Annotated in this window: 13 protein-coding genes; 12 read left to right on the top strand and 1 reads right to left on the bottom strand. The window is 64.1% G+C overall.

Features of this window, described 5'->3' with window-relative positions; translation table 11 throughout:
• Window positions 1–63 precede the first annotated feature (63 nt).
• The 7 genes from CH251_RS11730 to CH251_RS11760 all read left to right on the top strand — a co-directional run bounded on the left by CH251_RS11730 (window position 64) and on the right by CH251_RS11760 (window position 8,675).
• Window positions 64–1,068 (top strand): LacI family DNA-binding transcriptional regulator, encoded by a 1,005-nt coding sequence (locus CH251_RS11730; RefSeq protein WP_179273524.1) that lies wholly within the window; start codon window positions 64–66, stop codon window positions 1,066–1,068.
• A gap of 10 nt (window positions 1,069–1,078) precedes the next feature.
• Window positions 1,079–2,434, top strand: a complete 1,356-nt coding sequence (locus CH251_RS11735) for an L-fuculokinase (RefSeq protein WP_218828289.1) — start codon at window positions 1,079–1,081, stop codon at window positions 2,432–2,434.
• 71 nt (window positions 2,435–2,505) lie between these two features.
• The gene (locus CH251_RS11740; protein ID WP_094613413.1) at window positions 2,506–3,390 is read left to right on the top strand and encodes a tagatose-bisphosphate aldolase; all 885 of its coding nucleotides are present in this window, start codon (window positions 2,506–2,508) and stop codon (window positions 3,388–3,390) included.
• An 87-nt stretch (window positions 3,391–3,477) separates the two neighbouring features.
• Window positions 3,478–4,557 carry a S9 family peptidase gene (locus CH251_RS11745; RefSeq protein WP_094613414.1) on the top strand — a complete coding sequence of 360 codons (1,080 nt, stop codon included), beginning with the start codon at window positions 3,478–3,480 and terminating at the stop codon, window positions 4,555–4,557.
• 68 nt (window positions 4,558–4,625) lie between these two features.
• Window positions 4,626–6,251 carry a long-chain fatty acid--CoA ligase gene (locus tag CH251_RS11750; protein WP_094613415.1) on the top strand — a complete coding sequence of 542 codons (1,626 nt, stop codon included), beginning with the start codon at window positions 4,626–4,628 and terminating at the stop codon, window positions 6,249–6,251.
• A 100-nt stretch (window positions 6,252–6,351) separates the two neighbouring features.
• Window positions 6,352–6,729: a hypothetical protein gene (locus tag CH251_RS11755; RefSeq protein WP_094613416.1), complete on the top strand. Its 378-nt coding sequence runs from the start codon at window positions 6,352–6,354 to the stop codon at window positions 6,727–6,729.
• Window positions 6,726–8,675: a primary-amine oxidase gene (locus CH251_RS11760; protein WP_094613417.1), complete on the top strand. Its 1,950-nt coding sequence runs from the start codon at window positions 6,726–6,728 to the stop codon at window positions 8,673–8,675. Before CH251_RS11755 ends, CH251_RS11760 begins: the two co-directional genes overlap by 4 nt.
• A gap of 46 nt (window positions 8,676–8,721) precedes the next feature.
• Here the strand turns inward: CH251_RS11760 and CH251_RS11765 are convergent, their stop codons facing one another.
• Entirely contained in the window at window positions 8,722–9,492 is a 771-nt protein-coding gene (locus CH251_RS11765; RefSeq protein WP_094613418.1) for a GntR family transcriptional regulator, read from the bottom strand.
• 244 nt (window positions 9,493–9,736) lie between these two features.
• On the opposite strand from CH251_RS11765, the gene CH251_RS11770 reads away from it, so the two are divergent.
• From CH251_RS11770 to CH251_RS11790, 5 genes are read left to right on the top strand one after another with little or no spacing between them, the layout of a single operon-like run.
• Window positions 9,737–10,501 carry an inositol monophosphatase family protein gene (locus tag CH251_RS11770; RefSeq protein ID WP_179273525.1) on the top strand — a complete coding sequence of 255 codons (765 nt, stop codon included), beginning with the start codon at window positions 9,737–9,739 and terminating at the stop codon, window positions 10,499–10,501.
• Between the two features lie 5 nt (window positions 10,502–10,506).
• Window positions 10,507–10,785, top strand: a complete 279-nt coding sequence (locus CH251_RS11775) for a hypothetical protein (RefSeq protein WP_045199456.1) — start codon at window positions 10,507–10,509, stop codon at window positions 10,783–10,785.
• A 1-nt stretch (window position 10,786) separates the two neighbouring features.
• On the top strand, window positions 10,787–12,349 hold the full coding sequence (locus tag CH251_RS11780) for a sodium:solute symporter (RefSeq protein WP_094613420.1): 1,563 nt from the start codon (window positions 10,787–10,789) through the stop codon (window positions 12,347–12,349).
• Window positions 12,349–13,617: a M20 family metallo-hydrolase gene (locus CH251_RS11785; RefSeq protein ID WP_256979002.1), complete on the top strand. Its 1,269-nt coding sequence runs from the start codon at window positions 12,349–12,351 to the stop codon at window positions 13,615–13,617. The genes CH251_RS11780 and CH251_RS11785 overlap by 1 nt, the downstream gene beginning before the upstream one ends.
• 13 nt (window positions 13,618–13,630) lie before the next feature.
• Window positions 13,631–14,440 carry an SDR family NAD(P)-dependent oxidoreductase gene (locus CH251_RS11790; RefSeq protein WP_094613421.1) on the top strand — a complete coding sequence of 270 codons (810 nt, stop codon included), beginning with the start codon at window positions 13,631–13,633 and terminating at the stop codon, window positions 14,438–14,440.

Below are 14,440 nucleotides of genomic sequence, written 5' to 3' on the forward strand. Positions count from 1 at the left end.
ACAAGACAACGTTGTCTCGCACCTCTGCTACAGCGAACACAAACCCTCCGATCGAGAGTCCACGTGACCGAGCGCGCAAGCATCAAAGACGTCGCCGCATTGGCAGGCGTCAGCTTCAAGACCGTCTCCCGTGTCGTCAACGGCGTGGACACGGTCTTGCCCGAGCTGCGCGAACGCGTCGAGGCCGCGGTGCAGACGCTGAACTACGTCCCCAATTCGGCTGCGCGGTCGCTGAAATCGGGATCGGGCAACACCATCGGGATCGTCGTCGATTCCATCGACGACGTGTTCTTCGCATCGTTGGTCAGTGCAGTCGAGGATCGGGCTCTCGAACACGGACTGGCCGTCATCGTCGGCAGCACCGGGTTCGACGCCCAGCGCGAACGTGACCAGCTGGCGCTGCTGGCCGGTCAACACGTGCGGGGCATCATTCTCGCGCCGGTCGGCGACCACAGCGATTTCCTCGTGCCGCGTCGTCGAACACTTCCAACGGTCACCATCGACCGTTCCGTCCCGGGTTTCGATTCGGTCATCGTCGACGACTACGGTGCTGCCAAACGGGCCGTCGAGAAATTGGTCGAGGGCGGCCACACCCGAATTGCGTTGCTCGGCTTCGACGATCGACTGCAGACGGCACAGTTGCGCCGTGAGGCGTACTTCGATGTTCTCGCGGACCTCGGCCAGAAGCCGGACGTGGCACTTGCTCCCCCGGTGTCGCACGCCGCTGATTCGGTGAGGCCCGTCGTCAAGAGCCTTCTGGCACTGCGTAACCCGCCGACTGCCTTCTTCGTAGCCAACGCGCGGCATGCGACGGCGGTCGTCTCGGTGCTGCACGAAATCGATCGCACCGACGTGGCGATGGTCTCGTTCGGCAACTTCTCGCTCGCCGATGCCGTCAACCCTTCGGTGACATGTATCGACCAAGACCCCTATCGCATCGGCACACTCGCGTTCGATCGCCTGGTGCAGCGTTTCGACGATCCGTATCTCGAACCGGAGCAACAGGTAGCGCCCACCACGCTGGTGGAAAGACTTTCGCATGCACTCCCCCTACCCGTACAGAAATGAGATCAACTCCGTGAACCCCAGACTTGTTGCGGGACTGGACCTCGGGAGCACCGGCGTCAAAGTGCTCGTCACCGACGATGCCGGCACCGAACTGCTCATCGAGCAGAGTCCGACACCGTGGCGGCACGGCCCGGGCGGAACCACCGACCTCGCCGCAGAGGACCTGCTCGCCACCATCGCGAATCTGCTCGACGCCGTCGCGCGTCGGCTGCCCGAGATGACCGGCGATCCGGCGTCGCGCATCGACGCGATCGCAGTGTCCGGAATGGGTGAGACGGGCTTCCTTCTCGATGAAGACAACGTTGTCCGCGCGCCCGCCTTCGCCTGGTTCGATCCGCGAGGGCAACAGCAAGTCGACTCCCTGCCGGCCGATGTGCGTGAGAAGTTCGCCGGCACAACCGGCCTTCCCGTCGGCGTCCAGGTGTCGGTGGTCAAGATCGCGCACCTCCGCGACAACGGCCTGAACCTGGCTGGACTGCGATGGTTCAATCTGCCCGAGTTCGTCGTGCTGTCCCTCGGTGGCCGCGCGGTGGCCGACTACTCGCTGAGCTCCCGAACCGGCCTGCTCGATCAGGACACCGGCGAGCCGTGGTCGGAGATGTTGACGCACTTGGGCGTCGGGGCCGAGTTCATCCCGCCCCTCGTCGACGCAGGCACGGATCTGGGAGTGGCAACCGGACCCGCCCTTCCCGACGCCATCGCAGGGGCCCGGTTGACCGTGGCCGGCCATGACCACCTCGTCTCTGCCGTATCGGGTGGGGCAATCCCCAACGACCGATATCACGTGTCGATGGGAACCGCCGAGGTTCTGTTGAGAGTGCTCGACGCTCCGCTGACGCCCGATGCGCGAAGCCGTCTGGCCGATCATCTGATCAATTCGGTGCGCCATGTGGTTCCGGGCCAACACGTACTCGTCGCCGGGGTCAAGACCGGGCTGTTGATGCGACGGGCGTTGCAGTTGTGCGACATCACCGACCGCGCCGGGCGTGACCTACTCGATCAGCGAGTGTGCGCATTGGCTGCCGGCGGACCGTCCACCGACGGCGGGATAGAGATCGCCGGAGCCCGCAACGACGACGGCGTGCTGTCGATCACCGTGCGGACGGACGGGGTGAACGCGGCGGAGTTGTTCCGTTCGATTCTGTTGCACGGCAACGATGAGATCGCTCGCCTCATCGCTGCCCTTGACGCCGAGGTTGCCCCCGCCCACACCACGCTGCTCACCGGCGGCTGGGCGAGCATGGCCAGCGTTCGAGATGCCCGCGCGCAGGTGCTCCCCGACGTCTCGGTCTCCACCCGTGCCCAGGACACCGCCTACGGCGCTGCACTGTTCGCGGCCCGACTACTGACGCTCATAGAAATCTGAGCCCACATTTCTGCAGCGAGACAACGTTGTCTCGCTCGCTTTCGACCCCAACCCACCACCAGGAGAAAACAATGAACGAACTCACCACCCTCGAACGTCGCGGAATGGCCGCCATCTCCACCGCCGACGGCAACATGCTCATCGTCGCCGGTGATCAACGCAACGGCATGAAGGCGGTCATGACGGACGCTCCCGACGGGCCCGGTTCGGTCACGTTCGAGCAGCTCGCCGACGCCAAGGCCGATCTGGTTCGCTACCTCGGCAATTACGCGCCGGCGATCCTGCTCGACCCGGAGGTCGCACTGCCGAAGATCGTCGACGAGGGTGTGCTCTCGCGGGGCACTGCACTCGTCGTGGGCATGGATGCCTCGGGCTTCGAGGAGACCGATGGACTGCGGTACACCCGGTACGTCGACGGCGTCACCCCGCGCGTCGTACGCGACCTGGGCGGCGATGTCGCCAAGATGCTCTTCTACATGCGCCCCGAACGCCAGGGTGTCGATTCCCGTGTCGCCGAGGAGATTCGCGACCTCGTCAAGGCATGCTCCGCCGAGGGTCTGCTGCTCATCGTCGAAATCCTGACCTACAAGCTCGACGGCGAATCGGACGAGGACTACAAGGCAGGCTTCGGCAAGATCATCGCCGACTCCACCCGCATCTCGGTCGAATGCGGTGCCAAGGTGCTCAAGCTCCCCTACCCCGGCTCCGCCGAGGCCTGCGCTGCCGTTACCGAAGCGGCACAGGGTGTTCCGTGGGCGGTGCTCTCGGCAGGCGTCGACCACGAGACGTTCATCGAGCAGGTGCGCATCGCGGTGGCCAACGGCGCGCGCGGCGCGATGGCAGGCCGCTCACTGTGGAAGGACAGCATGGCCGTCTCCGCCGAGACCCGCGAGGACCTGCTCACCAACCGCGCACTCCCCCGTCTGCGCGAACTGAACGAGGCCGTCGACAACTGACCCGCATTCCTCGACTCCGCGTTCTTCGACCGAGTCCGGACACTCCGTCTCGGGCTCGGTCGACGTCGTTCTGGGTAGCGTGAACCCATGACGAACCCCTCCACGCACCTCGATATCGTCGCCACTCCAGGCGTGTTCGCCGATCTCGCGACGGCGCAGGACCTGGTCACCAGGGCACTGTCGGCCCGAGGATTGACGGGCGGAATCGTAGACGCCGCAGCCGGTTCCGACGAGGTGATCGTCGTTCCAGGGGCAGGCGTTCCCATCGACATGGCGTCGCACCGCAGCGTCGTTCGAGTCGATCTGGGTCAGTCCACTCCGGACAGGTCCGACGGCATTCGCACGCACATCCGAGGCCGCGGACTCGACGGTCTGCGGTTCGCGATCGACAGCGTGTATTTCCACCGCTTCCACCCCGGAACAATCGTGTCGTACGGAGATCACCCCGAGCAACGCGTCGAGCTGCGGGTGCCCGACGGCGACGGTCCGTTCCCTGTCGCCGTGCTGATCCACGGTGGGTATTGGCGTTCGCGTTGGGAATTCGATCTGATGGATGCGATGGCCGTCGATCTGACGGCACGTGGCTATGCCACCTGGAACATCGAATATCGTCGACCCGACGAACACGGCTGGGACACGACGACCGCGGACGTGGCCGCTGCCATCGCTGCGCTGAACACTGCGCCCGGTGATCTGGACCTGTCTCGAACAGTTCTCTTCGGCCATTCGGCGGGTGGTCAACTCGCGCTGCGACTTGCGGCCGATTCGGCAGGAAAACCAGGGACACCTGCTCTCGCAGTGAGCCTCGCCGGTGTACTCGATCTGCGGGTCGCGGACGAGCGGTGGCTCGGCGAGGGTGCGGTGTCGAACGCGATCGGTGCAAGGTATGCCGGTGCGCAGGAGACGTACCAGAATTCTTCGCCGATCTCGCGGCTTCCGCTCGGCGTTCCGCAGCTGGTGGTGAGTGCGGCATCGGACGATCCCAATCTGCTCGAGATCAGTCGGGCGTACTACGCCGCCGCGTCGGCGAGCTCGGATTCGGTCGCCTCGATCGAAGGACCCGGGGGCCACTTCGCCGTCATCGATCCCGCGTCGGAGATCTATCAGGACATGGTTCGCGAGGTCGACGCCCGAATCCGAGGTACCCGCGACCACGCGTCCGAGTAAGTCCGTATCGTGCATGGTGTGACGCGCAGCACAACGACGTGTATGCCGAGACTTCAGGAGCGAGATCGATGAAGAGCACCATGCAGGACACCCCCCTGTCCATCGGCCAGCTGGTTCGATTCGGGACGTCCATTCACTCCTCGGCCGAGATCACCACTTGGACCGACAGCGGCCCCACCACGGTGACCTTCGGGCAATTGGGCAGGCGGGCAGCGCAACTGGCGCACGGTCTGCGGTCGATCGGCATCGACGACGATCAGCGCGTAGCGACCTTCATGTGGAACAACGCCCCGCACATGGAGGCCTACATGGCGATTCCTGCGATGGGCGCGGTACTGCACACGCTGAACATCCGGCTCTTCCCCGAGCAGCTCACCTACATCGTCAACCATGCCGAGGACCAGGTGATCATCGCCGACGCGAGCCTGCTCCCCCTCTTGACGCCGTTGCTACCGACGTTCGAGACCGTGCGGCATCTCATCGTCGTCGGCGTCGACCCGGCACAGGTCACCGCACCCGACGGTATCGAGGTGCTCGGCTACGAGGACCTGCTCGGAGGCAAGCCGGAAGAGTTCGACTGGCCCGAGCTCGACGAACGGTCAGCTGCCGCAATGTGTTACACCTCGGGCACCACAGGCGACCCCAAGGGGGTGGTGTACTCGCATCGCTCGATCTACCTGCACTCGATGCAGGCCTGCATGACCGACGCGATGGCGATTGCGCAGTCCGACAAGGTGTTGGCCATCGTGCCGATGTTCCACGCCATGTCGTGGGGCCTGCCGTATGCGGCGTTGATGGTCGGTGCGTCGTTGATCATGCCCGACAGGTTCCTGCAGCCGGCTCCGCTGGCCGAGATGATGTCGACGCTGCGTCCGACGGCCGCTGCAGCGGTCCCGACCATCTGGCAGGCCCTGCTCGCTCACCTCGACGAGCACCCGGCGGATCTGTCGAGTCTGCGTGACGTGGTGGTCGGCGGTGCGGCATGTCCACCGAGTCTGATGCGGGCATTCCACGAGAAATACGGCGTGCACATCTCCCAGGCGTGGGGCATGACCGAAACCTCCCCACTGGGCACCTCGGGCAAGCCCGATGCGGGCCTGTCGCCGGAGGACGAATTCGACTTGCGCTGTACGCAAGGCAGATTCGTGGCCGGAGTCCGGGCGCGACTCGTCGACGATGCAGGCACGGTGTTGCCGTGGGACGGTGCGACCGTCGGGGAACTCGAAGTGCGTGGCCCGTGGATCACCGGCAGCTACTACCGCGCCGATGCGGACGACAAGTTCGACGACGGCTGGCTGCGGACGGGTGACGTGGGCACCATCTCCGAGGGCGGCTACCTACGACTGACCGATCGCTCCAAGGACATCATCAAGTCCGGTGGCGAATGGATCTCCTCGGTCGAGCTCGAGAACCAGGTGATGGGACATCCGGCCGTTCGCGAGGCCGCGGTGATCGGTGTGCCCGATCCGAAGTGGGACGAGCGGCCCCTGGTGGCCGTTGTCGTCCGCGAGGGTGCATCGGTGACAGCCGAAGAACTGAAGGAGTTCCTCGACAGCCGCGTGGCGCATTGGCAGCTGCCGGAGCGATGGACGTTCATCGACGAGGTCCCGAAAACCAGCGTCGGCAAATACGACAAGAAGCGACTGCGGAGTTCGCATGCCGACGGTGCTTTGGAGGTCATCGAGCTGGTCTGATCCGTTCGGTGAGTTACACGTTCCTCACGCGACCTGCGAATACCAGTAATGGTCTACCCCTAGCGTCGTAACGGACAGCGACGGCAGGAAGTGGCGAACTGTGTTGATCAACCGTTGTGCATCGGCACTCGCGGTGATATCGGCCGTTCTGCATCTGAGAATGGGCGTCGGCGGCGCGTCGGGCATGTTGGTGACCGCCATGGCGGTGGTGTGCGTTGTGTGCGCCGCCGATCTGTGGCGGTCGACGAACAATCGTGCGTGGGTAGTGATGGCGGCATCGAGTGCCGTCATGCTGCTTGCGCATGCCTCCGGTCCGGCAGGCCACCATCAGCCTGTCGTGACCGACGCTGTCAGCGGTGCCTCGGCGGCCTCGATTCTCGCGGCGGTCGAACTCACGCTTGCCGCCGTCGTGGTTTTCGTTCGCACGCGCGCCATTCCGCCGGAACTTCTCCATCACCGACTGCAGGAGCCTCGATGACCGATACCTTTGCGCCCGTTGTAGTTCATCCCCTCGAACCGCTGACCCCGCAGGAGATTTCGAGGACGTCGGCGATAGTCGTTCGCGAGCGGAATCTGACCTCTACTGCACGCTTCGTCTACATCGAGCTGCTGGAGCCGACCAAAGCCGATCTGCAGCAGTCGGATACGGACCGTCGAGCATTCGTCGTCCTGCGTGACCGTGACGCCCATGCCACTTTCGAGGCCGTTGTCTCGCTCACCCACGACGCCCTGATCAGCTACACCGAGATCGCCGACGCCCAGCCACCCATCACGTTGGAGGAATTTCTTCGCTGCGAGGACGTCATCAAGGCCGACCCGCGCTGGCAGGCGGCAATGGTCAAGCGCGGGGTCACCGACTTCTCGCTGGCAATGGTGGACAAGTGGGCCAGCGGCCACACCATGGCGGGCGACAATCCCGGTGGTCGACGCCTCGCCCGGCCCCTGACGTTCGTACGAAGCGAAGCGCAGGAGAACGGCTACGCGCGACCCGTCGAAAACCTCATCGTGACAGTCGATATGGACACGATGGAGGTCGTCGACGTCGCAGACACCGGCGTCGTCCCCATCCCACACACGCCCGGGAACTATCTGCCCGGATTCTACGAACGCCCCGGCAACGTCCCGGAGTTCGCGCAGCAGCGGGCATCGATGAAGAAGATCGAGATCCTTCAACCCGACGGTCCGTCGTTCACGGTGGACGGCCACTACGTCGAGTGGGCGAATTGGCGCTTGCGCGTCGGCTTCACGCCGCGGGAAGGGCTCGTGCTGCACGATGTCGGATACGTCGATCGCGGAACTCTACGCCCGGTCATCCATCGAGCATCCCTGTCGGAGATGTACGTACCCTACGGCGATCCGGGCGACAGCCAGTGGAACAAGAACGTGTTCGACGAGGGCGAGTACGGGCTCGGCGTTCTCGCCAATTCGCTTCAGCTGGGCTGTGATTGCCTCGGCGAAATCCACTACTTCGACGCGTACGTCAACGACCAGGACGGTCAGCCGATCGAGCTTCCGAACGCGATCTGCATGCACGAGGAGGACTACAGCATCGGTTGGAAGCACACCGACTTTCGCGACAACGTAGGCCAGGTCCGACGCAACCGTCGGCTCGTGGTGTCGTTCTTCGCCACCGTGGGCAATTACGACTACGGCTTCTACTGGCATCTGTATCTCGACGGGTCCATCGAGTTCGAGATCAAATTGACCGGCATCATCTCCACCGGTGCGATCGAGCCGGGCGCGGTCCCCGAGTTCGGCACTCTTGTTGCGCCCGGTCTCTACGGGCCGCATCATCAACACTTCTTCAGCGTTCGCCTGGACATGAACGTGGACGGGGCACGCAACAACCTCTACGAGCTGGAAGCCGAGGCCGTCCCCGCCGGGCCGGAGAATCCCCACGGCAATGCCTGGCGTCAGACCAAGCGCCATCTCGTCACCGAATCGCAGGCGCAGCGCGTCGCCGATCCACTCCGGGCTCGTTCCTGGTTGATTGCCAACGCGGACAAGAAGAACAAGCTCGGTGGGCACATCGGGTACAAGATCGAGCCGTCCGGTGCGGTCGCTCTGCCTCTGGCACAGCCCGGTTCGCAGCAGGCTCGCCGAGGCGGGTTCGCCACCAAGCACCTGTGGGCGACGCCGTACGCAGAACGGGAGCGCTACGCGGCCGGTGAGTACGTGGCCCAGAATCCGGGACCCGACGGGCTGGTGAAGTACACGAGCGGTGACCGTTCCCTCGAGAACGCCGACCTGGTCATCTGGCCCACGATCGCCGCACACCATGTGGTGCGCCCCGAGGATTGGCCGGTCATGCCGGTCAGCCATGTGACCCTGCACCTCAAGCCCACGGGGTTCTTCGACGGCAATCCGATGCTGGATCTGGCACCGGAGACGCCGAAGCCCGCCGCGCATTGCTGCAACGAGTAGCTGTCTGCGACCAGGCCCGGGGACCGCGGTCTCCGGGCCTACGCGTCTAGGTCGCAGTCTCGGTGACCGAGGCACTCACCAGCGACGAGGTGCGCACACTCAATCGCGTTCGATCGGCTCGGAACAGGTCGACGGAATATTCGACGGGTCGTTCGGACTGGTCGTATCCGATGCGTTCGAGTTTCAGGATGGGTGTTCCCTCGGGTTGGCGGAGCAGCGAGCCCGCGGGCGCACTGATCGTCGCCAGTTCGATGGATTCGTCTGCCATGCACACCGATACGCCGAGCCGGGTACGCAGAGCCTCGTACACCGAGTCCAACGGAGTCTCCAGAACTTGGCCACAGATGCTGTCGCTGAGGTACATCTGCTCCAGCGACAGCGTGTCGCCGTCGGCGAAGCGCAGGCGCAGCAGCGATACCACCGGTCCGTCTCCCAGGACCTGCGCCGCCTCCGGGCTCGGCTCGGCGATGCGCGCCGAGATGACTTTGGTCCCGTCTCGAAATCCCTGCTCGTGCAGCATCTGTGGGACGCCCTTGACGGTGTTGAGGCTTCGGAGCAGTCGCCGGCTCTGGCAGAGGGACTGCGCACTTTCCGGCGAGGACGAACCCGGTGTCACCGAGGTCAGAAAGGCACCGCCTGCCCTACCCTTCGTCCGTCGGATGACACCGTCGCGTTCGAGGAGATCCAGCGCTTTGCGCAGTGTCGTCCGCGACGTGCCGAGCCGCTCGGCCAGTTCGCGTTCGGGAGGCAACCGGGCAACGGAGCGCGATTCGAGCTCGGCCGCCAGCCGAAGAAGCGCCGCGTGCGTCTGTTCCATCAACAGCACCGGACCACCTCGATTTCTCCTGGAATGACTGCAGTGTCCATTCAATCTTCAATCAGGCCCGCGCAACACCCCTCGACCTGGGCATTAACGCACGATTAACACGGCGGGTGTCCTATGACCCGCAACCAGGTCATGCGTTACACGACGTTCACGTATCGACGAGAAAACCAGAAATGGTCTACGCCCATCGTTGCACCTACCCGAGAACGCAACATCTATCGAAGGGTGCAACACCGTGGAGGATTCCAGGTCGGCACGCGCCGCTCTCGGCGTGGAGCTCGCCCGCTCGGCGGGCGAGATCGCTCGTCGCTGGTTCGACACCTCAGGCCTCACCGTCGAACAGAAACAGGACGGTTCCCCTGTTACACAGGCGGATCGCGATATCGAGACGCACATCAGAGCCGGCGTCGCCGAGCACTTCCCCACCGACGGCTTTCTCGGAGAGGAGTTCGGTGAAACCGGCGGCACCTCCGACTACCGCTGGATCGTCGACCCGATCGACGGCACCAAATCGTTCGTGCACGGAGTTCCTCTGTACGCCAACCTGATTGCGATCGAGGAAGGTGACGAGATCGTCTTCGGTGCCATCAACCTACCCAGCGCCGACATCCTCATGCACGCCGAGCGCGGCAAAGGGTGCTGGAAAAATGGTGAGCAGGTCCATGTTTCGAACAGGACCGATCTCGACGGTGCCTACGTGATGGCAACCTGGCTCGAGGACTGGCACCCGGATACCATCGTCGACCTCCACGCCACGGGTGCCGTACTGCGCACCTGGGGCGACGCCTACGGCTACATGATGGTCGCGAGCGGCCAGGCCGATGCGGTGGTCGACTACACGACGCAGATCTACGATCTTGCCCCCATGCCGGTGATCATCGAGGAAGCCGGCGGCACCTTCACCTCGCTCGACGGAGCGCGAGACTTCGACAAAGGCAACGGGATTGCGACCAACGGCGCAATTCACGACTCGGTTCTCAAAATAGTCAACCAAGGATGACGCACATGAAAGAGTACATTCGCGGCCTGAGCCGAAAGAGCATCATGACGTTCTTCGGCGGTACCTACGCTCTCGCTCTGCTCTTCGCACTGTTCCCACCGCTCTACATGTGGGGCAGCGGAATTCGCTACGAAATCCTCGGTATCCCGTTCGCCATCATGTACTGGCTGATCAACGGGGTCGTGCTCGGACTGACACTGTGGGGCCTCTACATCGTCGAGGACATCCGCGGCGAACTCGACGAGGACCTCCTTCCCGCTACCGCACCGCTGACTGGAGAATGACATGTTGATCATGCTGGGAATGCTCGGCGTCTTCTACGCCGTCGTCATCTTCATTCTGTACACCACCCAACAGAAGACCTCCCCGACGTTCGACGAGTACTCGGTGGGCGGTCGCAGCTACGGCCCCTGGTATGTCGCGATGAGCTACGTCAACTCGTGGTGGCCGGGTTCGGTGTTCATCGCGTTCTTCGGACTCGCCAGCGGCGCAGGCGTATTCGGCATGTACGGCCTCGCCTACTCCAGCCTCGGTGTTGCCATGATGTACTTCATGGCCACCCGCGCCTGGCGATGGGGCGCGAAGTACAACCTCCGCTCACAGCCCGACCTGCTGGGCCTGCGCTTCAACTCGCGCGGCACCAAGATCGTCGCCAGCGTCATCGGTATCGTCTCGCTCTTCCCCTGGGTGGTGCTCGGTATGCAGGCACTCGGCGAGGTCTTCCAGATCGCCAGTGCCGGAGCATGGTCGGTCACCACGTGCCTGTTCGTCGGCCTGGCCGTCATCGTCATCCGTCAGTACTGGACCGTCAAGATGGGCATGCGCGGGTTGATCATGACCGACATGTTCCAAGGCATCGTCGCGTATGTCTTCTCCGCGGCACTGTGCCTGATTCTGCTCTCCGGTGTCGCCGGCGGCCCGATCAGCTTCTCGACTCTGGGAGACGTCGCCGACCAGTATCTCCGCGTCCCCGGCGACGGCGACTCCTACGGCCCGTTCTACCTCTTCGCCCTCATCTTCACCGGTGTCGTCGGATCCCTCTGCTGGCCGACGAGTTTTCAGCGGATCTACACCGCATCCAGCGTCCGCGCAGTCAAGTCCGGCACCATCCGCACCGTGCTGATCTCCGGCGTCTTCTACTCACTGCTCATGCTCGTCGGTATCGCAGGCACGGTCATTCCCGCCGTCGCCGATTCACCGCAGACCGGCTGGTTCACCATTGCCGAGAGCTACGGTGGGACGTGGCTTCTGGGACTCGCCGCCACCATGGTGTTCGCCGCATCCATGGGCCACATCGACGGCAGCGTGCAGGTCTGCGGACTGCAGATCGCCAACGACATCGTCAACTCCGACAAGCGCAAACTCTCCGACAGCCAACTCACCAAGGTGGCCAAGACGAGCATGCTCGCGTTCATGGCAGCGGCGGCCATCGTCGCCTACGCCACCTTCAACATGACGCGCCTACAACTCCTCGCGCAGATCTCGTACCAAGGCGTTGTGCAGCTTGCCATTCCACTGTTCCTCGGCATCTTCTGGCGAGGCGGCAACGGTAAGGGCGCAGTCGCCGGAATGATCTCCGGCTTCACCGTCGCACTGGTGCTCACCGCGATCTTCCCCGATGACATCGTCGGACTCGGCAGCCTCACCGGCGGAGTCGTCGGCATGGCCGTCAACCTGGCCGTCTTCCTCATCGTCTCCAAGGTCACCGGAATCACGGCCGAGGAGAAGGACCGCGTCGACGAGATGTTCGAGGTCGGCAAGCGTCCTACCCGCACGGCACCGGTCGACCTGTCCTTCGAGGACCGGATCGAAGAACTTGCTGTCAACCCCGCACCGGAGAAGATCTAGTGACATTTCTCGACGATTTCGCCGCGATGTCGCAGTTCGGTGCCACCGCCGCCGGCGGCGTGCACCGCGAGGCAGCGACCGCGGACGACGGTCGAACCAGGCGGTTCCTCGCCGACTGGTTCGACCGGCACGGCTTAACCACCACCGTCGACGCGGTGGGAAACATGTACGGCACCGTCGAGTTGGTTCCCGGTGCTCCGTACGTGCTCGTCGGCTCGCATCTCGACAGCCAGCCGACGGCCGGAAAGTACGACGGGGCCTACGGTGTTCTCGCTGCGGCCCACGCCGCGTACGAGGTAGCCGAATGTGTCGAACGTGGTTCGGTGACTCCGCAATTCAATCTTGCGGTGGTGAACTGGTTCAACGAGGAGGGCTCCCGTTTCTCGCCCAGCCTGATGGGAAGCGGGGTCTTCATCGGCAAGTTCGACGCCGAGAACATCCTGAAGGTCACCGACCGCGGTGGCATCAGCGTGCGGGATGCCCTGTCCGATATCGGCTTTCACGGCAACGACGACGCGCCCGAGGCCGCCTCGTACGCCGAGATCCACATCGAACAGGGTCCTATCCTCGAGAACACGGGCACCACGATCGGCATCGTCACCGCCAACTGGGCCGCACGGAAGTACTCGATCACCGTGCACGGTGAGCAGTCGCACACCGGCGCAACTCATATGGCTCTGCGTCACGACGCGTTGGTCGGTGCCTCGCGCATCGTGCTCGCCGCCCGCGAACTGACGACCCACTTTCCGGAACAGGCGCTGCTGGCCTCGGTCGGAGAGTTCGATGTCGAACCCAACTCCCCCATCGTCGTGCCGTCGAAGGTCACCATGGCCATCGACATCCGGTCCTCCGATCCCGAGGTCCTCGACCAGGCCCACGAGAAGCTCCTTGCAGCAATCGATTCCGTCAACACCGACGGGGAGGTGCGGGTCAGTGTCGACACCTCGGCGCTACGGCCGTCCACGAGCTACCAGATCGAGGGCGTCGAACTGGCCGAGGAGGCAGCCGAGGCACTCGGATTGTCGTCCCGACGGATGCTCACAATGGCCGGCCACGACTCGGTGAACCTCAAGGACGTCGTCCCGACGGTGATGCTGTTCGTCCCCAGCGTCGACGGAATCTCGCACAGCGAGAGAGAACTGACCCACGACAGCGACCTGCTCGACGGCGTGAAAATGCTGGCCGAGACGGTCGCGCGCATGGTGCGCGGCGATATCGGAGTCGGCCGGTCTTCCGAACTCGCCGGCACCAGCCGCACTCGAGCATAGAAAGCAGAGCCAGATGATCGACTTGAGCGGCAAGACTGCCGTGGTCACAGGCGGGTCCCGCGGCATCGGACGGGCAGTGGCGACTACTTTGGCGGCGGCCGGCGCGCACGTGGTGATCGCCGACCGCAGCGATGCACTCCGCACCGACGGCGCATCGACATCGAATCTGATCTGCGCTGCGGGAGGCACCGCCGAGTCCGTCCTGCTGGACATCTCCGATTCCCGGCAGGTCGACGCGGTCTTCGCGGACGTCGCGGGCCGATCGGGCATCGACATCCTCGTCAACAACGCCGGAGTGCTCAGTGCCGGAACGGTCCTCGACACGACCGACGATGCGTGGCGGTCACTTTTCGCAGTGAACGTGGACGGAACGTTCTTCTGCACCCGAGCGGCGATACGGCACATGGTCGACGCCGGGCGGGGCGGCAAGGTCGTCAACGTCGCGTCGATCAGCGGCCTGCGGGCCAATCCAGGATTCGCCGGATACTGCGCGGCGAAAGGAGCGATGGTCAACTTCACCCGGCAGGTCGGCATCGACTACGCACCGATGGGAATCAACGTCAACGGCGTTGCGCCCGGCTTCGTCGAGACCGACATGACCGCGATCTACGACGCGTCTATCCGCGGTGCTCTGGAAGCGCAGACTCCCAACGGCAAGTGGGCACATCCACAACACATCGCCGACACCGTGTTGTTCCTGGCCTCGTCGCTCTCGAACCACATCTGCGGAGAGATCGTGGCCGTGGACGGCGGCTGGCTCGTCGGCACTCCCGTGGTTCCAGTAATTCCGGTCATACCGGCGGCAACCGCGGTATCGGCATGA

The sequence above is a fragment of the Rhodococcus sp. 06-462-5 genome, assembly GCF_002258315.1.
GTDB lineage: Bacteria > Actinomycetota > Actinomycetes > Mycobacteriales > Mycobacteriaceae > Rhodococcoides.